Below are 19,585 nucleotides of genomic sequence, written 5' to 3'. Positions count from 1 at the left end.
GCGCTGTCGCGTCCGGCGGGGCGCTACGCGGTGGCGGGCACCGCGGTCTTCGGCTCCGCGTCGCGGATCTCGTCCCGGCCGGCGTCGTCGCCGAAGGAGTCGATCGGGGAGGCCGAGGCCGAGTTGTACGCGTCGTGGTCGAGGATCTTCTCGCGGGCCGCGACGATCACCGGGACCAGGGCCTGACCGGCCACGTTGGTGGCGGTACGGATCATGTCCAGGATCGGGTCGATCGCCATGAGCAGGCCGACGCCCTCCAGCGGGAGGCCCAGCGTGGACAGGGTGAGGGTCAGCATGACCGTCGCGCCGGTGAGACCGGCGGTGGCCGCCGAGCCGATCACCGAGACGAAGGCGATCAGGAGGTAGTCGCCGATGCCCAGCTGCACGTCGAAGATCTGCGCGATGAAGATCGCCGCCAGCGCCGGGTAGATCGCGGCGCAGCCGTCCATCTTGGTGGTCGCGCCGAACGGCACGGCGAAGGAGGCGTACTCCTTCGGAACGCCGAGGCGCTCGGTGACCCGCTGGGTGACCGGCATGGTGCCGACCGAGGAGCGGGAGACGAAGGCGAGCTGGATCGCGGGCCAGGCGCCCTTGAAGAACTGGAGCGGGCTGACCTTGGCGACGGTGGCCAGGAGCAGCGGGTAGACGCCGAACATCACCAGGAGGCAGCCGATGTAGACGTCGGCGGTGAACGTGGCGTACTTGCCGATGAGGTCCCAGCCGTAGTCGGCGATGGCGTAGCCGATGAGGCCGACGGTGCCGATCGGGGCGAGGCGGATGACCCACCACAGGGCCTTCTGGAGCAGTTCCAGGACCGACTGGCTGAGGGTCAGGATCGGCTTCGCCTTGTCGCCGAGCTTGAGGGCGGCGATACCGGCCACGGCGGCCATGAAGACGATCTGGAGCACGTTCAGCTCGGTGAACGGCGTGATCACGTCACCCGGGACGATGCCGGTCAGGAAGTCGATCCAGCTGCCCTTGGTCTCGGAGAGCGCGCCGTCCTTCGGCGTGAGGCCGGTGCCGGAGCCCGGGTTGGTGACCAGGCCGATCACGAGGCCGATGGCGACCGCGACCAGCGAGGTGATCATGAACCAGAGCAAAGTGCGGGTGGCCAGCCGGGCGGCGTTGTTGACCTGGCGCAGATTGGTGATCGACACGAGGATCGCGAAGAAGACCAGCGGGGCGACGGCCAGCTTCAGCAGCTGGACGAAGAGCGAGCCGACCTCGTCGAGGGTGGTGACGAGCCAGCCGAGGTCCTGGCTGCGGGCCAGCCAGCCGAGCAGCACACCGAGGACCAGACCGGTGACGATCTGGGCCCAGAACGGGACCTTGGGTATACGGGGACGGGACCCGGAGCCGGAGCCCGTGGGCTGCTCGGCCTCGGGGGCGGCGGACGCGGAATTCGCGGACACGGACACACTCCAGTGGGGACGCATCGGGACGCACGGATGCCGTCCGTGCGGTCGTGCGGTGGAACGGGGACGGGGTCGCGGCGCCCGCGTCGAGGGGCGGCGCCGCTGCATGATGCCGTATCAGACCTCGCGGCAACAGACCGCGGACATACAGCGGCAGAGGTCGACATGCAGGCGCGCCACGAGCGGGGGGCTCGCGGCATGACGGAGGCGCACAGCTGTCTTCACGTCGAATACGTTAACACTTGAACTTTGAGAAGCTCAAAGCCTTTCTTTGGCTCGGGGGCGGCGCTCCCACCGCGCACCTGGCCGGAAAACGCCGTCGGGCCCTGGGCCGGAGCGGTTCGCTCCGGCCCAGGGCCCGACGGAAGGAAGAGGTGACGCGCGGCGCGCGTGTGAGGAACCTTACTGAACGGCGTCCTCGCGGGTGCGGTTGGCGTCCAGGCGCGCCTTGGTGCGGTCGACGCCGGCGACGATCTGCTCGGACATCTCGTCGCGCTGCTTGCGCAGCAGCACATAGCTGAGCGGCGCGGAGAGGACGAGGCCGAGGAGGATCACCCAGATCATGTTGGAGCCGCCGAGGCCCGAGGGGATCAGCCCGAAGTGGACGGCGACACCGGCGACGAAGAAACAGCCGACGAAGATCAGCAGGCGCAACGCCGTGTAACGGATCAACGCGCTCGGCTTGGCAACGGACACGGCTGGCCCTCTCTTCCCGTGGACGGTCGGCACACTTCTGCCCGTCCAGTGAAGCATGGCCCGAATTCTCTCGGTTCAGGGGGTTGCCGGGCCTCCGAGCGGCAGCAGCATGATGATGTCCTCGCGGTCCTCGCCGGGGGCGACGCGGATCGCGTCGGGGACGCGGCCGACCTCCTTGTATCCGCAGGAGGCGTAGAAGCGGTCGTTGCCGGTGCCGCCCCGGCAGGTGAGCCGGATGGCCTCGATGCCCTCGATGGAGCGCGCGGCGTCGGCGGCGGCCGCCATGAGGTCGCGGCCGTACCCCTGACCCTGGAGGCGGGGGTGGACCATGACGGTGTAGAGCCACAGCCAGTGCTTCATCAGCCGGTGGTCGTTGAGCGTGAGGAAGGCCGTGGCGGCGACCGTGCCGTCCTCGTCCCGGCCGACCAGCAGCCTGACCGTCCCCCTCTCCATGGCGGTGAGGTGCTTGAGCAGATCGGGCCGGATCTCCTCGGGGGTGACGGGCGGGACGAAGCCGACGGAGCCGCCCGCGTTGGTGACGTCGACCCACAGGGCGAGGATGCCGTCGCGGAGGGCCGGGGTGAACGAGGGATCCAGCTCGAAGGTAAGTGCCATAAATGAAGGCTAACCATTACATCTGGGCGGCTCAAACCCGTCCGGCACGCGAGAAAGCCCCGGCCGGGGACGGCGGCCGGGGCTTTCGTACGTCACGGGATACGCCTCAGACGCGCATCGGCTGCGGCGACTCGCGCAGGTCCGCGTCCGGGCCCGGGTACTCGCGCAGGATCTCGTAGCGGGTGTTCCGCTCGACCGGCCGGAAACCGGCGTCGCGGATCAGGTCCAGCAGATCGTCGCGGCCGAGCTTGTTCGGCGTACCGAAGTCGTCGGCGTCGTGCGTGATCTTGTACTCGACGACCGAGCCGTCCATGTCGTCCGCGCCGTGCTGGAGCGCGAGCTGGGCGGTCTGCACGCCGTGCATCACCCAGAACACCTTGACGTGCGGCACGTTGTCGAAGAGGAGACGGGAGACCGCGAAGGTCTTCAGGGCCTCCGCGCCGGTCGCCATCGTCGTGCGCGCCTGGAGCTTGTTGCGGACCTTGCCGTCCTTCATGTCCACGAAGTCGTGCTGGTAGCGCAGCGGGATGAAGACCTGGAAGCCGCCGGTCTCGTCCTGCATCTCCCGCAGCCGCAGCACGTGGTCGACGCGGTGACGGTGCTCCTCGATGTGCCCGTACAGCATCGTCGCGGGGGTCTTGAGCCCCTTCTCGTGCGCCAGGCGGTGGATGCGCGACCAGTCCTCCCAGTGGGTGCGGTGGTCGACGATGTGCTGGCGGACCTCCCAGTCGAAGATCTCCGCGCCGCCGCCGGTCAGCGATTCGAGACCGGCCTCGATCAGCTCGTCGAGGATCTCGGAGGCCGAGAGCCCCGAGATCGTCTCGAAGTGGTGGATCTCCGTCGCCGTGAACGCCTTCAGCGCCACGTTCGGCAGGGCTTCCTTCAGCGCGCTGAGCGAGCGCGGGTAGTAGCGCCACGGGAGGGTCGGGTGGAGGCCGTTGACGATGTGGAGCTCGGTGAGGTTCTCGTTCTCCATCGCCTTGGCGAGGCGGACGGCCTCCTCGATGCGCATCGTGTACGCGTCCTTCTCGCCCGGCTTGCGCTGGAACGAGCAGTACGCGCACGAGGCGGTGCACACGTTCGTCATGTTGAGGTGACGGTTGACGTTGAAGTGCACCACGTCGCCGTTCTTGCGCGTGCGCACCTCGTGCGCCAGACCGCCCAGCCACGCCAGGTCGTCGGACGCGTACAGGGCGATCCCGTCCTCGCGGGTCAGCCGCTCGCCGGCCCGGACCTTCTCCTCCAGCTCGCGCTTGAGTCCCGCGTCCACCCGTCCGCCTCCCATATCTCCGTGAATCAGGCTCCGACCAACGGTACGCCTACGACTCCTCGGGAAGTTCCCCGACCCGGTTCTCCCACTTGGTGGAGAGCACGATCGTCGTACGCGTCCGCGAGACGCCCTTCGTGCCGCTGAGCCGGCGGATCGTCTTCTCCAGGCCGTCCACATCGCCGACGCGGACCTTGAGCATGTACGAGTCGTCGCCCGCGATGAACCAGCAGTCCTCGATCTCCGCGAGGTCCTTCAGCCGGCGCGCGACGTCCTCGTGGTCGGCCGCGTCCGAGAGCGAGATCCCGATCAGCGCGGTGACGCCGAGGCCGAGCGACGCGGAGTCGACGGTGGCGCGGTAGCCGGTGATGACACCGGCGGTTTCCAGCCGGTTGATGCGGTCGGTGACGCTGGGCCCGGAGAGCCCCACGAGCCGTCCCAGCTCGGCGTACGAGGCCCTGCCGTTCTCCCTGAGGGCCTGGATGAGCTGCCTGTCCACCGCGTCCATATGACTGAAACCTTCCATTGTTCAGCAGTACCGCGAGTCTACGTGTAGAATCTAAGGCATGCGGGGCCGACGTCCTGCAAATCTTCTAGAACATCCAAGAAACGCTTTCGAATCTTCAGGAGTGAACTTCACCGTGTACACGATCGAGATGGCCTACGCCCGGATGCGCGAGCTACAGGACCTGGCCAACCGCTCGCGTGCCCACCAGCCCGCCGCCGCGCACCGCGTCGACAAGACCCGCTCCCCGCGCTCGCACAAGAAGCGCTGACCCGGACCTCTCAGTCCTCGGGGCTGCGGGAGCCGCCACCGAGCTCTCCCTCCCAGCGGCGGTACAGCCGGTGTTCCACCCCGGCCGCGTCCAGCACCCGCCCCGCGACGAAATCCACCAGGTCCTGGATGTGCGTCGCGCCCGCGTAGAACGCCGGAGAGGCGGGCAGCACGACCGCGCCCGCCTCGTCCAGGGCCACCATCTGCTTCAGCGTCTGGCCGCTCAGCGGGGTCTCGCGCACCGCGACGACGAGCGGGCGGCGCTCCTTGAGCGTCACGCTCGCGGCCCGCTGGAGCAGATCCTTCGACAGACCGAGCGCCACTCCGGCCACACAGGCCGTCGAGGCCGGCACGATGAGCATCCCCTTCGCCGGGTACGACCCGGAGGACGGCCCCGCGGCCAGATCACCGGCCGGCCAGTGGCGTACGCGCTCCAGCTCCGCGTCCGCCACCGCGAAGGCGTCCGGCTTCCCGTCGGCGCCGCGATCCAGCCAGGCCCGCAGGTCCTCGCGCCAGTGCCCGTCCCGGAACGCGATGCCGGTCTCGTCCAGCAGCGTGAGACGCGAGGCCCGGCTCACCACCAGGTCCACGCTCTCGCCGGCCGCCAGGAGCCCGCGCAGAACGGCGGCCGCGAACGGGGTACCCGAAGCGCCGGACACCCCGACAATCCAAGGCCGCCGCTGCCGCTGAGTCACTGAAGTCCTGGGTTCCACATCCGCGAGCCTATCCGGCGCACCTCCGCACGCGGCACCCGGAACCGGGCGGACGCCACAGACGTTCTCCGGGTGACGGGCAACCCGGGGGCAGGGGCAGACCATGGGCGACTACTGGACGAGCGACCGCACCACGGACCACGGCACCACCGGCAGCGCGCGGGCCCTGACCGCCGGGCTGCTGATGGCGGGCTGGGTGGCCCTGCTGTGGATCCTCGAAGGAATCGACGTGGCCACGGGCCACGCACTGGACACGTACGGGATCAGCCCGCGCGAGATGTCGGAGCTGCGGGACGTGGTGCCCGCCGCGTTCCTGCACAGCGGCTGGGAACATGTGGCCTCCAACAGCGTGCCGCTGCTGGTCCTCGGCTTCATAGCCGCCCTCGCGGGGCTGCGCCGGTTCGCCGCCGTCGTCGCGACGATCATCGTGGCCAGCGGCCTCGGCGTCTGGCTGACCGCCCCGGAGAACACGATCACGCTCGGCGCGTCCGGCGTGGTCTTCGGGCTGCTGGGCTATCTGCTGGTCCGCGGCTTCGTGGACCGCCGCCCCTGGGACATCCTCATAGGCGTCGGCGTCGCCGTGGTCTACGGCTCGCTGCTCTGGGGCGTCCTGCCGACCCAGTCGGGCGTCAGCTGGCAGGGGCACCTGTTCGGGCTGATCGGCGGGGTGGCGGCCGCGTTCCTCTTCCGCCGCCCGTCGGCGCGTCGCGGCCCGGACAACCTGGTCACGGTCTGAGCCGCGCTCGACGTCCCGGATGCGTTACGGGGTCAGGCCCCGCACCAGCAGGTCCAGCAGCGCGCAGGCGAACAGCGCGATGCCGATGAAGCCGTTCACCGAGAAGAACGCCCGGTTCAGCCGGGACAGATCGTGCGGGCGCACGACCCGGTGCTCGTAGACGAAGGCCACCGCGACGATCGCCATGCCGATCCAGTAGAAGACCTCGGCGTCCGTCGCCAGCCCGAACCACACCAGCAGCCCGGTCGTGATCGCGTGGCAGACCCGCGCGCCCCACAGCGAGGCCGGGATCCCGAAGCGCGCCGGGAAGGAGAGCACCCCGTGGGCCCGGTCGGCCTGGACATCCTGGCAGGCGAAGATCAGGTCGAAGCCGCCGATCCAGATCCCCACCGCGAGCCCGAGGATCACCGCGTCCCACGACCAGCTGCCGGTCACCGCGAGCCACGCGCCGACCGGACCGATGGCCTGCGCGATCCCCAGGATGGCGTGCGGGAAGTTCGTGAACCGCTTGCCGTACGGGTAGACGACCATGGGGACGACGGCCACCGGCGCGAGCACCAGGCAGAGCGGGTTGAGCAGGGCGGCGGCGCCCAGGAAGACGGCCAGCGCGACGATCGCGCCGGTCCACGCGGACTTCACCGACACCGCGCCCGTCACCAGCTCACGGCTCGCGGTGCGCGGGTTCCGGGCGTCGATCTCCCGGTCGATGATCCGGTTGGCGGCCATCGCGAACGTCCGCAGCCCCACCATCGCGAGGGTGACCAGCAGCAGGACGCCCCAGTGGATCGTGCCGTCCAGCTGGAACATCGCGGTCAGCGCGGCGATGTAGGCGAAGGGCAGCGCGAAGACCGAGTGCTCGATCATCACGAGCCGCAGGAAGGCCTTGACCTTGCTGCTGGAGGGTGCGGGGCCCTGGACGGACGCCGCTTCTGCCGCACTGCTCACAGCCCGTATTCCTTCCAGCGGCGGTCGACCTTCGCCGCCGTCTCGGGGTCGGAGACGACCATCTCCGGCCAGCCGCCGTCCCGGGTGTAGCCCTCGGTGGGCAGCTTCTTCGTGGCGTCGATGCCCGCCTTGCCGCCCCAGAACTGCTGGTAGGAGGCGTGGTCGAGGTGGTCGACCGGGCCTTCGGTGACCGTGAGGTCCCGGGCGTAGTCGGTGTTGCCGAGCGCCCGCCAGGCCACCTCGTGCAGATCGTGGACGTCGCAGTCGGCATCGACGACCACGATCAGCTTGGTCAGCGACATCATGTGCGCGCCCCAGATCGCGCTCATCACCTTCTGCGCGTGCTTCGGGTACTTCTTGTCGATCGAGACGATCGCGCAGTTGTGGAAGCCGCCCGCCTCGGGCAGGTGGTAGTCCACGATGTCCGGCACGATGATCTTCAGCAGCGGCAGGAAGAACCGCTCCGTGGCCCGGCCCAGCGGCCCGTCCTCGGTCGGCGGGCGGCCCACCACGATGGACTGGAGCAGCGGCCGCTTCCGCATGGTGACGCAGTCGATGGTCAGCGCGGGGAACGGTTCCTGCGGGGTGTAGAAGCCGGTGTGGTCCCCGAACGGGCCCTCGGGCAGCATCTCGCCCGGCTCCAGCCAGCCTTCCAGGACCACTTCGGCCTGGGCGGGGACCTGGAGCGGCACGGTCTTGCAGTCGACCATCTCGATCCGCTTGCCCTGGACGAACCCGGCGAAGAGATATTCGTCGATGTCCCCGGGCAGCGGCGCGGTGGAGGCGTACGTCACGGCGGGCGGGCAGCCGAAGGCGATGGCGACGGGCAGCCGCTCACCGCGCCGGGCGGCGACCTGGTAGTGGTTGGCGCTGTCCTTGTGGATCTGCCAGTGCATCCCGATGGTGCGCTTGTCGTGGCGCTGGAGCCGGTAGAGGCCCAGGTTCCGGACGCCGTTCTCGGGGTGCTTGGTGTGGGTGAGGCCGAGGTTGAAGAACGAGCCGCCGTCCTCGGGCCAGGTGAACAGCGCGGGCAGCTTGTCCAGGTCGACGTCGTCGCCGGTCAGCACCACTTCCTGGACGGGCGCGTCGCCGGACTTCACCTTCTTCGGCGGCACGTGCACCATCGAGCCGAGCTTCCCGAAGGCCTCCCGTACGCCGACGAAGCCCTGCGGCAGCTCCGGCTTGAGGAGCCCGCCGATCTTGTCGCTGATGTCGCTGTACGACTTCAGCCCGAGCGCCTTGAGCAGGCGCCGGTCGGTACCGAAGACGTTCATGGCCAGGGGCATCGAGGACCCCTTGACGTTCTCGAACAGCAGGGCCGGGCCGCCCGCCTTGTTGACCCGGTCGACGATCTCGCCGACCTCCAGGTGGGGGTCGACCTCGACCTTGACGCGCTTGAGATCACCATCGCGCTCAAGGGCCCGGAGCAGGGAGCGAAGATCGTCGTAAGCCATGCGGTCCAGTTTGTCATCCCCGCCCCCGCGGGCCCGCCGGGGCTCCCCCGTCCCACGCCCCGGATCCTCGTCGCCGAGCCGGTACCCTGGCCGCGATACGGGGCAATCGTCCCGCCCGCCGCCACTTCCTGGGGGACGCACCATGAGAGCCCTGATGTTTCTCGTGCCGCTGGCTCTGACGATCTACGCGTTCATCGACTGCCTGAACACCTCCGAAGAGGACACCAAGCATCTGCCGAAGATCGCCTGGGTCTTCATCATCCTGCTGTTCTGGATCGTCGGCCCCGTCGTCTGGCTCATCGCGGGCAAGGCCCGCCACACCGCGGCCGGAGGCGTTTCCGGGCCGTCCTCGTGGCAGCGGAACAGGCGGCAGCAGTGGGTGGCCCCGGACGACAACCCGGACTTCCTGAAGTCCCTCAAGGACGACCGTAAGCCGGAGGCGGAGGCCGAGGAGGAGCCGGGCCGTCGCGACGGCGGCACGAGCCCCGACGACAAGACCCCGCCCACGTCCTGACGGCGCACCACCCCCATACGAAAGGCTCCCCGGACGGGATTTCGTCCGGGGAGCCTTTTCGCGTCGTGCGCGGGTCGCTCAGACGCCCGCGTAGGAGTGCAGGCCGGAGACGAAGATGTTCACGCCGTAGTAGTTGAACAGCCAGCAGGCGAAGGCGACGAGCGCCAGGTAGGCGGCCTTGCGGCCCTTCCAGCCGGCGGTGGCGCGGGCGTGCAGATAGGCGGCGTAGGCGACCCAGGTGATGAAGGACCAGACCTCCTTGGGGTCCCAGCCCCAGTACCGGCCCCAGGCGTCGCCCGCCCAGATCGCCCCGGCGATGATCGTGAACGTCCACAGCGGGAAGACGGCCGCGTTGATCCGGTACGCGAACTTGTCCAGCGAGGCCGCCGACGGCAGCCGCTCCAGGACCGAGGACGCGAACTTCCCGGGCGTGCCGCCGGAGGCGAGCTTGTTCTCGTAGCTGTCGCGGAACAGGTAGAGGATCGTGCCGACCGCGCCGAGGTAGAACACGGCGCCGCAGAGGATCGCGGTCGAGACGTGGATCCACAGCCAGTACGAGTGCAGCGCGGGCACCAGCTGGTCGCTGTCGGTGTAGAGCGTGGTGACCGCGATACCGAGGTCCAGCAGCACGGTGGTGACCAGCGGGAGGCCGATCCAGCGGACGTTCTTCTTCAGCGCGAGCAGCACCAGGTAGGAGCCGACCGCCACCGTGGAGAAGGTGATGGAGAACTCGTACATGTTGGCCCAGGGGGCCCGCTGCACGGACAGGGCGCGGGTGATGACCCCGCCCGCCTCGACGAGGAACGCCACCACGGTCAGCGAGACCGCGATCCGGCCGTACAGGTCGCCCTTGAACGTGCCGCCCGCCGCACCCGGGCCGTCGGGCACGTCACGCGTACCGGCGGCGGAGCGGGTGATGACCTCGGGCCGCTCCAGCACGGCCGTGCCACCGGCCTGCGCCTTCACCGCGGGGGTGGCGGCGGAGGCTTTGGCCGAGGAGGCGGACAGCGCGGCGGCCGTGCGGCCGACCTTGCTGCGGCTGCCGAAGACCCACTCCGCGATGTGCGCGAAGAACGCCAGGGTGTAGACGGCCATCGACGAATAGATCAGCACATTGCTGGCTTCGGCCAGGCTCTCGTTGGTTGCGGCGGCGAGATTCACTTCTCAGCCCCTTCGGCAGGTGCTTCGGCAGGGTGTACGGGCCGGCTCCCGGCCTCGTTGGTGGCGTCGGTGGTGGCATCGGACGCGGCGGGGGCGACGGGCGCCGTCGCGACGAGGGCGGCCGACAGGTCGCCCAGTTCCTCGGGGAGCTTCGCGGACTCGCTGCGGCCCAGGCCCGCCATCTCCACGACCGTGACGCCGTCGGCGCCCCGGACGGCCCGCACCCACACCCGGCGGCGCTGGATGAACAGCGACGCGGCGAGTCCGGCGATGGCGGCGATGGCTCCGCCGAGCGCCCAGCCGTTGCCCGGCTGCTGCGAGATCTGGAAGCTGGCCCACTCCTCGACGCCGTCGAAGGTGATGGATCCGGCGCCGTCGGGCAGGTCCAGCTTCTCGCCGGGCATCAGCATCTTCTTGAGCAGCTCGCCGTCCTTGTCCTTGAACTCCTTCATCTTGGACGTGTCGAGCTGGTAGACGTTCTGCGCGAGCCCGGAGTCGACCCCGAGGGAGCCCTGGTAGGCGCTGAGCGCCAGCACGGGGAAGTCCAGGGCCGGGAACTGCGAGAACATCTGGCCCTTGCCGTGACCGGCGAAGGTCGGCACGAAGAACGCCTTGAAGCCCAGCTGGGTCTTGACGCCCTTCTTGTCCTTGTAGCCGTCCATCACCTTGATCGCGCCGGACGAGGTGATGTTGTTGTCGATCGGCAGGAGCGGGACGGCGGACTTCGAGACGACCTTGCCCCGGCCGTCCCGGACGGTGACGACGGGCGCGTAGCCGTGGGCGATCAGATAGACCTTGGTGCCGTCGACGACGAGCGGTTCGTTGACCTTGATGACGCCCTTGCGCTCCGCGCCCTCGGCCCCCTCGGTGTACGTCACCCGGGCCTCGAAGGTCCGCGGGGTGCCGCGCTGCGGGCCGCTCTTCTCGTACGTACCGACGAAGTCGTCCAGGACGAAGCTGAACGGGGACAGCGAGTCGGAGTCGTAGAGCGAGCCCGACTTGAAGTCGTCGTACTGGGTGAGCGTGTTGGAGAACCCGTCGCCCTCGACGACCAGCTTGCCGCCCTCGGACTTGAAGAGCTGCCCGGAGGCGAAGGCGATCAGCATCACGATCAGGGCGATGTGGAAGACCAGGTTCCCGGCCTCGCGGAGGTAGCCCTTCTCGGCGGCGACCGCGTCGCCCACCTCGTGGCCGCGGAAGCGCCGCTTGCGCAGCATCGCGAGGGCCGCCGCGCGGACCTCCTCCGGCTCGGCCTCCGTGCGCCACGTGGTGTACGCGGGCAGCCGGGTCAGCCGTTTCGGCGCGCCCGGCGGGCGGCTGCGCAGCTGGCCGACGAACTGGCCGGTGCGCGGCACGATGCAGCCGATGAGCGAGACGAACAGCAGGATGTAGATCGCGGAGAACCACACCGAGCTGTAGACGTCGAAGAGCTGGAGCGCCTCGTAGACCGGGGTGAGCGTGGTGTGCCGCTCCTTGAAGGCCTGCACCTTCATGTCGTCGACGCTGGTCTGCGGGATCAGCGACCCCGGGATCGCCCCGAGGGAGAGCAGGAAGAGCAGGATCAGCGCCACCCGCATCGAGGTCAGCTGACGCCAGAACCAGCGCACCCAGCCGATCACGCTCATCGCGGGCACGCCCGCCCCGGTGTCGGGGCGCTCCTCGCGGGGCGCGGTGGAGAGCTGTTCCCCGGCCGCGCCGTGGGCGGAGCCCGGGTCGTGCTCCTCCTCGGGCTGCCGCGTCCTTGTGCTGTTCGCCTTGCTCATTGGACTCAGATCCCTACAACGAAGCCGCTGGACCAGCTCTGCATGTGCTGCATGAGCGTGGCCCACGCACCGGTCAGCAGCAGGATTCCGGTCACGATCATCATGCCGCCGCCGATCCGCATCACCCATGCGTAGTGGCGCTTGACCCAGCCGAACGCGCCGAGCGCCTTGCGGAAGGCGACCGCGGCCAGGACGAACGGGACACCGAGTCCGAGACAGTACGCGACGGTCAGTATCGCGCCGCGTCCGGCGGTGGCGCTCTGGGTCGACAGCGCCAGCACGGAGGAGAGGGTCGGGCCGATGCACGGCGTCCAGCCGATCCCGAACAGGGCGCCGAGCAGGGGCGCTCCGGCCAGTCCGGTCACCGGCCGCTTGTGGAAGCGGAACTCGCGCTGTGTCACGCCCGGCAGGAGCCCCAGGAAGAAGACGCCCATGAGGATCATGAGGACGCCGAGGACCTTGTTCAGCACCTCGGCGTGCATCTGGAGTTCCTGGCCGAAGTAGCCGAAGAGCGCGCCGGTGGAGGCGAACACCGCGGTGAAGCCGAGGACGAACAGCGCGGCGCCGGCCACCACCCGGCCCCGGCGGGCGTCGGCCAGGTCGGTGCCGCTGACCCCGGTGACGTAACTCAGATAGCCGGGGACCAGCGGCAGGACGCAGGGCGAGAAGAAGGAGATGAGACCGGCCAGCAGGGCGAGCGGCAGGGCGAGCAGCAGCGCCCCGGACAAAACGGTCTCGTTGGTCGCGGCGAGCGTGACGGCACCTTCGTACGCGGCGAGCGTGGTCACCGGATCACTTCTCCGCGATGATCGGGTCGATCATCTCGCGCAGTTCGTCCGCGTTGAGCGCCTGGAGCGTGCGGGCCGCGATCTTCCCGTCCCGGTCGATGACCACGGTGGAGGGGATGGCCTGCGGGTTCAGGGTGCCCTTGGGGAAGCGGAGGATGAGCTTGCCGATCGGGTCGTAGAAGCTGGGGTACTTCACCCCGTAGTCCTTCTCGAAGTTGATCGCCTTGTCCCGCTCGGGGTCCCGGGTGTTTATCCCGACGAACTCGACGCCCTGGGCCTTCGTCTCCTCGGAGACCTGCGCGAAGTACTTCGCCTCCAGCCGGCAGGGGCCGCACCAGGAGCCCCAGACGTTGAGCACGACGACCTTGCCCCGGTGGTCCGCGAGGTCGAGCGGCTTGCCCTCCAGGGTGTTGCCGTCGAGCTTCGGCGCGGCCACCCGGTCCGCCTTCGCGACGGTGGAGATGCCCCCGCTGCCGGTGATGAAGTTGGTGTTGCCGCCGCCCCCGGCCTTGTTGCCGTCGCCGCACGCGGACAGCGTCAGGGCACCGGCCACGGCGGTGGCGGCGAGCAGGGTGAAGCGGTGTCGGGACGCGCGGCCAAAGCTCATGTGAAAAGTTTCGCATGGCAGTTTCCGGCGATCTGCGCGCCCCCCTCGGTGCCCGTAAAGCCCCTTGTCAAGCCTGTTTAAAGAAGGAGTTCCAGCCGCCTGCGGGCGCCTGTCCGACGTCCAGCGTCCGGAGCTTGGCGAGCACCTCGGGATCCTGGGCGTCGAGCCAGTCGACGAACTGCCGGAACGAGACGAGACGGACGTCGTCCTTGTCCGCGACCTTCTTGATCACTTCTTCCACGGCGTCCATATAGATGCCGCCGTTCCACTCCTCGAAGTGGTTGCCGATGTAGAACGGCGCGCGATTCGACTCGTAGGCGCGCTGGAATCCGGCGAGATAGGCGCCGGTCGCCTGCTCCCGCCAGCCGGGATAACGCGAGGGCATGCCCTTGGTCGAATTCTTCGACTGGTTGGCGAGGATGTTGTAGTCCATCGAGAGCACCTCGAAGGAGTGCCCGGGGAACGGCATCGCCTGGAGCGGCAGATCCCAGACGCCGCCGCGCTTCACGGGCCAGGTCTGGCGGCCGCCGGGCGAGCTGGCGTCGTAGCGCCAGCCCAGCTTGCGGGCGGTCGGCAGGAGATTGTCCTGGCCGAGCAGACAGGGGGTGCGGCCGCCGACCAGTTCCTTGCGGTAGTCGAACGGAAGCGGTTCCTCGTTCTCCCAGCCGGTGTTGGTCCGCCATTCCGTGACGAACGACACAGCCTGATTGATCTCGCTGTGCCATTGGGCCGGAGTCCAGCGCTCCACGGATCCGGAACCGCCGCAGAAATGCCCGTTGAAGTGGGTGCCGATCTCATGGCCGTCGAGCCACGCCTGACGCACGTACTTCAGTGTGTCCTTGACGTGATCGTCGGTGAGATATCCGATGTCGGAGGCGCCGCGGGGGTTGTTCGGCGGACGGTAGAGGGACTTCTTCGACTCGGGCAGCAGATAGATCCCGGAGAGGAAGAACGTCATCGCCGCGTCGTGTTCCTTGGCGAGTTCGAGAAAGCGCGGGAAGAGCCCGTTGCCGACCTCGCCCGCACCGTCCCAGGAAAAGATCACGAACTGCGGCGGCTTCTGGCCGGGTTCGAGCGGGACGGGGGCCTCGGGCTGATGCGGCTGCTTGCCGGTGTCGGCGGTCGAGCCGTCGCCGATCAGCCGGACCTTGTTCTTCGGCGAACCGTTCCCGCTGCCGTTGCCTCCGGCGCCGGAGTCGCCCTTGCCACCCCGGCCGGACCCTCCGTCGCCGGAGGAGCCCGAGGTGCCACAGCCGGCGAGCCCGATCGCGGCTGCGGCCCCGAGCCCCGCGCCGAGCAGGCCCCTTCGATTGATGTCGCGCATACCGTCCCCATCTGCGGTCGTTTTATCTCAAGCCCATACAAACTGCTGAAGGGGTAGATGAGGCGCGTAACACGTCGGTTCCGTGCATTTGGGGACTTTCTTTACGCTTTACCTTCCGAATGCGACGAGACAGTTGTACGGCCCTCGCACACCCTCACGGACAACCCTGAAGAGGGGACGCGGGAACGGCCCTCCGCAGTTCTGCCGCCGACCGACGGATCGCGGATCGATGGATCGCGGACAGCGGATCGACCGTTCGACTTCCCCGGCTCGTCGAACTCATGCGCGGTTACGGGGACCGTTCGCCGGCCGTTCCTACCGGAAGGCCTCCACCAGGGCTTCGGTGAGCAGCCCCTGCCAGCAGGCGTGGTCGCGGCCGCCGTTGTGGACGGTGCGGTGGACCTCGTAACCCCGGGCGCGCAAGGCCGGGACGAGGGCTTCGCCGTGCTCGGCGGAGGCGGCCCCGTCGTGCAGGCCCAGGCCGAGGTGGACGACGGGGGCGAGGGTGGAGGGCAGGTCCTCGCCGTACGTTCCGTCGGCGTACGTTCCGGCCTCGGGGTGCCGGCCGCCGGGTGAGGGCGACTGGGCGAGGATCCGGCCGAAGCGGTCGGGGCGGGTCAGGCCGGCGTACAGCGCCGCCGTCCCGGCGGACCCCTGGCCGGCGACGGCGGTCCGGTCCGCGTCGGCGGTCAGGGGCCACCGGGCGCGCGCCCAGGGCAGCAGCTCCTCGGCGAGGAAGGCGGCGAACGCCTCCCGCCCGCCCAGGTCCCGCCGCCGGGTCGCGGCGTCGACGGCGTCCGGGGAGAGGACGACGAGCGGCGGGAGGGCCCCGTCGGCGATCAGGGCGTCCAGCGTGTCCTGGAAGCCGAGCCGTCCGAACCACATGTCGCCGTCGCAGAGCACGACCACCGGCAGCGGGCCGCCGTCGCTGTCACCGCCGCCGTCGCCCTTGCCATCGTTGTCCGCGCCCTCCGGCGGGAGGTACGTCCAGACCTCGCGCTCCTCGCCCAGGGCGTGCCCGGTGACGGTGTGCCGCTCGACGGTCCCCCGCCGGATGCCCTCCCGGCGGCCCGCCCAGGGCTGGGGCGGGGCCTCCGGCAGGGCGAACACCGAACTCTCCACCGCCCGCCAGCGGACCGGCAGGCGGCGGGGGTTGAGCGGGTCGGCCACCGCGTGCGCCATCAGCGCGGTCAGCCGCCGCTGGAGCCGTACGGGATCGTCGGGCGCGGGGCCCGGCGAGATGTCGGCCACCAGCCGGTAGGACGCGCGGTGGTCGGCGCGCAGCCGGAAGCCGAGGTACCAGATGTCGGTGCCCGGGAGGTGGTGGAGGAGCGTGTCGGCCGGCCGGTCGCGGTCGCCGATGCCGGTCGCCATCAGGAGGACCTGGCGGGTCGCGCGGTGGCCGCGCCAGAGGAAGGTGACGGCGCGATGGCCGGGGGCGTCGTCGAGCGCTTCGACGAGCGGGGTGCCGGTGCGGGCGGCCGCCTCCCAGAACGCCTCGGTCAGGGCGGTACGGGCGGCGGCGTCCCGGGCGGCTTCGAGCTGCCGGGCGAGCCGGGCTATCCGGGGGCCCGTGACCGGCCGGGGGGCGGCGTCCGCCGCAGTACGGATCATCGTTCCACCGTTTCGTCGCAGGCGTCCGTGACCACGACGAGCCCCACGGGAACCAGCAGGGCCCGACGGGCCGTCGGCCCGCCCGCCTGGGGATCTAGTTAGCTTAGCCTAAGCTAACTTACCGTTAGGTGGTACGGGAAAAAGGGACGGGACCGCCCGCCGCGGTGTGCGGCAGCCGGTCCCGTACGTCCGTTGCGTCTCGCCCTGTCGTCGTCCTGTCTTCGTCCCGGGGGCGTCGGATCTTCGTCCCGGGGGCGTCGGAACTACGCCCCGAACGCCTTCGACTGTCCCTTCGCGGCCTTCCCCTTCACCGGCTTGGCCCCGGCCAGCAGATGCACGGGCACCAGGTCACGGGCCGGCTCCGAGTAGCCGACCGAGACGATCGTGTCGCCCCGGTAGGTGAAGCTGGTCAGCGAGGCCAGCGTGCACTGCCGCTTGCGCGGGTCGTGCCACAGGCGGCGGCGCTCCACGAAGGACCGCAGGATCCAGATCGGCAGCTGGTGGCTGACACAGACCGCCTCGTGCCCGCGCGCCGCGTCCCGCGCCGCGTCGATCGCGCCCATCATCCGGACGACCTGCTCGATGTACGGCTCGCCCCAGGACGGCTTGAACGGGTTGGTGAGGTGCTTCCAGTTGTCCGGCTTGCGCAGCGCGCCGTCGCCGACGCCGAAGGTCTTGCCCTCGAAGACGTTGGCGGCCTCGATCAGCCGGGCGTCGGTGGCCAGGTCCAGGCCGTGCGCCTTGGCGATGGGGGCGGCGGTCTCCTGGGCGCGCTCCAGCGGGGAGGCGACGACATGGGTGACGTCGCGCTTCTCCAGGTGCTCGGCGACCCGGTCGGCCATCTGCCGGCCCAGGTCGGAGAGGTGGTAGCCGGGGCGGCGGCCGTAGAGCACACCGTCCGGGTTGTGCACCTCGCCGTGGCGGACCACGTGCACCACGGTCAGCTGCTCGTCGCGGTTCTTCTCGCTCATGCGGTGGCCTCCGATGCGGCGCGGGCGGCGGCGGGCAGGGCGGCGGCGATGCGCTCGATCGCCCGCTCGTCGTGGGCCGTGGAGACGAACCAGGACTCGAACGCCGAGGGCGGCAGGTAGACGCCCTGCTCCAGCATGGAGTGGAAGAACGCGGTGAAGCGGAAGACGTCCTGCTTCTTCGCGTCGTCGTAGTTCTTCACCGGCCGGTCGGTGAAGAAGACGGAGAACATGTTGCTCGCGGCCGACACCGTGTGCGCGACGCCCTCCTTGGTGAGCGCGTCACCCACCAGGGCGCGCAGCTCGGCGGAGACCGCGTCGATCTTCGCGTACGCCGCGTCGTCCAGCAGCCGCAGCTGGGCGAGGCCGGCGGCGGTGGCGATCGGGTTCCCGGAGAGGGTGCCCGCCTGGTAGACCGGGCCGGCCGGGGCCAGGTGCGCCATCACGTCGCCGCGGCCGCCGAAGGCCGCCGCGGGGAAGCCGCCGCCCATCACCTTGCCGAACGTCATCAGGTCGGGGCGGACGCCGTCGACGCCGTACCAGCCGGCCTTCGACGTACGGAAGCCCGTCATCACCTCGTCGGAGATGTACAGCGCGCCGTTGGCCGCGCACAGCTCCTTGAGTCCGGCGTTGAAGCCGTCCGCCGGCGGGACGACGCCCATGTTGCCGGGCGAGGCCTCGGTGATCACGCAGGCGATCTCGCCCGGGTGCGCGGCGAAGGCGGCGCGGACCGCGTCCAGGTCGTTGTAGGGCAGCACGACCGTGTCGCCGGCCGTGGCGCCCGTGACACCGGGGGTGTCGGGCAGCCCGAAGGTGGCCACGCCCGACCCGGCGGCGGCGAGCAGCGCGTCCACGTGGCCGTGGTAGCAGCCGGCGAACTTCACGACCTTGGCCCGGCCCGTGAAACCGCGGGCCAGCCGGATCGCCGACATGGTCGCCTCGGTGCCGGAGGAGACCAGGCGCACCTGCTCGACGGGCTCGATCCGCGCCACGATCTCCTCGGCGAGCGCGACCTCGCCCTCCCCCGGCGTACCGAAGGAGGTACCCCGGGAGACCGCCTCCTGGACGGCGGCGATGACCTCGGGGTGAGAGTGGCCGAGAATCATCGGCCCCCACGAGCAGACGAGGTCGACGTACTCACGGCCGTCGGCGTCGGTGAGGTACGGACCGGTGCCGGACACCATGAACCGGGGCGTACCGCCCACGGCCCGGAAGGCACGCACGGGAGAGTTCACGCCGCCGGGCGTCACGACGGACGCCCGGTCGAACAGCGACTGCGAAACTGGGGCTTCGTATGAATACGCCACTTTGGTCCTGATCTGCGATTCGGGTGTCGGGGGGCCGGGCCGGGAAATCCCTAACGATCTCGGCCACCGGTGAGCAGGGAGGGCGCTCCCCTCGTATCACGAAAGAGCGTCAGTGCTCTCGCGTCTGCGAAACTGGGGCGTCATAGGGAAAGCTCACACATGCCATGGTGTCAGAGGCACGGACGGTCTTTGCGGACAGGTGTTTCACCGCACGCCCGCGGGGGAGGTCACTGACACGATGATCGGGTTGCGCGGCGGGGGCTGTGTCTCCTAAGAAGTAGTCGGGTGGATGAGATATGCATCGCGGTGGCGGAGTGGGCGAAGGGACCGACGACCTGGGGCCCGAGCCTGCCCGACGAGGGCGGCACCGGCGCAGGGCCGAGCGCGCCCAGAGCAGGGGCGCGGAGAGCACGCCGCCCCCCGGGACCAGGAGCGGGGGCGGGATGGGCGTGACGTACAAGTACTTCGGCGCCCCGGACGGCGCCACCGCCGCCCGTGTGCCCATCTCGATGCGCCCGGAGGAGCTCGGCGGTGACGAGCTGGGCATGGGCGGCATGTTCACCAAGATCAAGCCGGAGACCGTGGCCGCGATGGTCCTCACCGGCATCCAGGGCATACCCCTGCACAAGGTCCCCCCGCTGGAACTGGTCGTTCTCCACCCCGACTACGCCGTGGTCAAACTCCCGATGACCGTCGTCGACCCGCTGCGCGGCGTCGGCGAGGAGTCGGTCGGCGCGGCGGCCTTCATCTGGTCCACGGTCCCCGACCGCGGCGGCCCGCGCGACGCGTTCAACGTCTACCAGCTGCTCCACGAGTGGCAGGACTTCTCCCACCGCCTGCACGACGCGGGACATCAGGCGTACTGCCTGGTCTGGCCCTGATCCGGAACGCCCCGCCGAACCCCCGCCGATCCCTCTCCGGAG

General features: G+C 69.9%; 20 protein-coding genes. 4 read left to right on the top strand and 16 right to left on the bottom strand.

Annotated elements, in window-relative coordinates; translation table 11 throughout:
• Positions 1 to 23: 23 nt before the first annotated feature.
• From A3Q37_RS21230 to A3Q37_RS21210, 5 genes are all read right to left on the bottom strand, one after another.
• On the bottom strand, positions 24 to 1,412 hold the full coding sequence (locus A3Q37_RS21230) for a dicarboxylate/amino acid:cation symporter (RefSeq protein ID WP_065487046.1): 1,389 nt from the start codon (positions 1,410 to 1,412) through the stop codon (positions 24 to 26).
• A gap of 405 nt (positions 1,413 to 1,817) precedes the next feature.
• Complete coding sequence (locus A3Q37_RS21225; RefSeq protein ID WP_065487044.1) at positions 1,818 to 2,111, bottom strand: DUF4229 domain-containing protein; 294 nt, start codon at positions 2,109 to 2,111, stop codon at positions 1,818 to 1,820.
• A 75-nt stretch (positions 2,112 to 2,186) separates the two neighbouring features.
• Positions 2,187 to 2,726 (bottom strand): GNAT family N-acetyltransferase, encoded by a 540-nt coding sequence (locus tag A3Q37_RS21220; protein ID WP_065487042.1) that lies wholly within the window; start codon positions 2,724 to 2,726, stop codon positions 2,187 to 2,189.
• A gap of 106 nt (positions 2,727 to 2,832) precedes the next feature.
• Positions 2,833 to 3,996, bottom strand: coding sequence for an aminofutalosine synthase MqnE (gene mqnE, locus A3Q37_RS21215; protein WP_006125407.1), 1,164 nt, complete (start codon positions 3,994 to 3,996; stop codon positions 2,833 to 2,835).
• A 49-nt stretch (positions 3,997 to 4,045) separates the two neighbouring features.
• On the bottom strand, positions 4,046 to 4,501 hold the full coding sequence (locus A3Q37_RS21210; RefSeq protein ID WP_010063935.1) for an Lrp/AsnC family transcriptional regulator: 456 nt from the start codon (positions 4,499 to 4,501) through the stop codon (positions 4,046 to 4,048).
• 121 nt (positions 4,502 to 4,622) lie between these two features.
• Here A3Q37_RS21210 and A3Q37_RS37290 point away from each other — a divergent pair, with 121 nt between their 5' ends.
• A complete protein-coding gene (locus tag A3Q37_RS37290; RefSeq protein ID WP_164873450.1) occupies positions 4,623 to 4,769 on the top strand; it encodes a hypothetical protein in 147 nt (48 codons plus the stop codon).
• Positions 4,770 to 4,779: 10 nt separating this feature from the next.
• Here A3Q37_RS37290 and A3Q37_RS21205 read toward each other — a convergent pair whose 3' ends face one another.
• Positions 4,780 to 5,463: a UbiX family flavin prenyltransferase gene (locus A3Q37_RS21205; RefSeq protein ID WP_065487041.1), complete on the bottom strand. Its 684-nt coding sequence runs from the start codon at positions 5,461 to 5,463 to the stop codon at positions 4,780 to 4,782.
• A gap of 121 nt (positions 5,464 to 5,584) precedes the next feature.
• Between A3Q37_RS21205 and A3Q37_RS21200 the strand changes: the two genes are divergently transcribed.
• Entirely contained in the window at positions 5,585 to 6,217 is a 633-nt protein-coding gene (locus A3Q37_RS21200; protein ID WP_065487039.1) for a rhomboid family intramembrane serine protease, read from the top strand.
• Between the two features lie 24 nt (positions 6,218 to 6,241).
• Here A3Q37_RS21200 and mqnP read toward each other — a convergent pair whose 3' ends face one another.
• Complete coding sequence (gene mqnP / locus A3Q37_RS21195) at positions 6,242 to 7,162, bottom strand: menaquinone biosynthesis prenyltransferase MqnP (RefSeq protein ID WP_065487037.1); 921 nt, start codon at positions 7,160 to 7,162, stop codon at positions 6,242 to 6,244.
• Positions 7,159 to 8,616, bottom strand: a complete 1,458-nt coding sequence (locus tag A3Q37_RS21190) for a menaquinone biosynthesis decarboxylase (RefSeq protein WP_065487035.1) — start codon at positions 8,614 to 8,616, stop codon at positions 7,159 to 7,161. The genes mqnP and A3Q37_RS21190 overlap by 4 nt, the downstream gene beginning before the upstream one ends.
• 154 nt (positions 8,617 to 8,770) lie before the next feature.
• Between A3Q37_RS21190 and A3Q37_RS21185 the strand changes: the two genes are divergently transcribed.
• Complete coding sequence (locus tag A3Q37_RS21185) at positions 8,771 to 9,130, top strand: PLD nuclease N-terminal domain-containing protein (protein WP_079137906.1); 360 nt, start codon at positions 8,771 to 8,773, stop codon at positions 9,128 to 9,130.
• Positions 9,131 to 9,208: 78 nt separating this feature from the next.
• Here A3Q37_RS21185 and ccsB read toward each other — a convergent pair whose 3' ends face one another.
• From ccsB to hemL, 8 genes are all read right to left on the bottom strand, one after another.
• On the bottom strand, positions 9,209 to 10,291 hold the full coding sequence (ccsB, locus tag A3Q37_RS21180) for a c-type cytochrome biogenesis protein CcsB (RefSeq protein ID WP_065487031.1): 1,083 nt from the start codon (positions 10,289 to 10,291) through the stop codon (positions 9,209 to 9,211).
• A complete protein-coding gene (locus A3Q37_RS21175; protein WP_065487029.1) occupies positions 10,288 to 12,054 on the bottom strand; it encodes a cytochrome c biogenesis protein ResB in 1,767 nt (588 codons plus the stop codon). Before A3Q37_RS21175 ends, ccsB begins: the two co-directional genes overlap by 4 nt.
• Before the next feature lie 5 nt (positions 12,055 to 12,059).
• On the bottom strand, positions 12,060 to 12,842 hold the full coding sequence (locus A3Q37_RS21170; RefSeq protein ID WP_065487027.1) for a cytochrome c biogenesis CcdA family protein: 783 nt from the start codon (positions 12,840 to 12,842) through the stop codon (positions 12,060 to 12,062).
• 4 nt (positions 12,843 to 12,846) lie between these two features.
• Entirely contained in the window at positions 12,847 to 13,449 is a 603-nt protein-coding gene (locus A3Q37_RS21165) for a TlpA disulfide reductase family protein (protein ID WP_065487025.1), read from the bottom strand.
• A gap of 67 nt (positions 13,450 to 13,516) precedes the next feature.
• Positions 13,517 to 14,773 (bottom strand): hypothetical protein, encoded by a 1,257-nt coding sequence (locus A3Q37_RS21160; RefSeq protein ID WP_065487023.1) that lies wholly within the window; start codon positions 14,771 to 14,773, stop codon positions 13,517 to 13,519.
• Positions 14,774 to 15,088: 315 nt separating this feature from the next.
• The gene (locus tag A3Q37_RS21155) at positions 15,089 to 16,387 is read right to left on the bottom strand and encodes an enterochelin esterase domain-containing protein (RefSeq protein ID WP_065487021.1); all 1,299 of its coding nucleotides are present in this window, start codon (positions 16,385 to 16,387) and stop codon (positions 15,089 to 15,091) included.
• A gap of 263 nt (positions 16,388 to 16,650) precedes the next feature.
• Positions 16,651 to 17,358, bottom strand: a complete 708-nt coding sequence (locus A3Q37_RS21150; protein ID WP_065487019.1) for a histidine phosphatase family protein — start codon at positions 17,356 to 17,358, stop codon at positions 16,651 to 16,653.
• Positions 17,355 to 18,626, bottom strand: coding sequence for a glutamate-1-semialdehyde 2,1-aminomutase (gene hemL / locus A3Q37_RS21145; RefSeq protein ID WP_079137922.1), 1,272 nt, complete (start codon positions 18,624 to 18,626; stop codon positions 17,355 to 17,357). Before hemL ends, A3Q37_RS21150 begins: the two co-directional genes overlap by 4 nt.
• Positions 18,627 to 18,958: 332 nt before the next feature.
• Between hemL and A3Q37_RS21140 the strand changes: the two genes are divergently transcribed.
• A complete protein-coding gene (locus tag A3Q37_RS21140; RefSeq protein ID WP_073780093.1) occupies positions 18,959 to 19,543 on the top strand; it encodes a hypothetical protein in 585 nt (194 codons plus the stop codon).
• Positions 19,544 to 19,585: the final 42 nt, after the last annotated feature.

It is taken from the genome of Streptomyces sp. PTY087I2, from assembly GCF_001687325.1.
Taxonomy (GTDB): domain Bacteria; phylum Actinomycetota; class Actinomycetes; order Streptomycetales; family Streptomycetaceae; genus Streptomyces.
The sequence above is the reverse complement of the archived record's forward strand: the minus strand, read 5'-3'. Positions and strand labels throughout refer to the sequence as shown.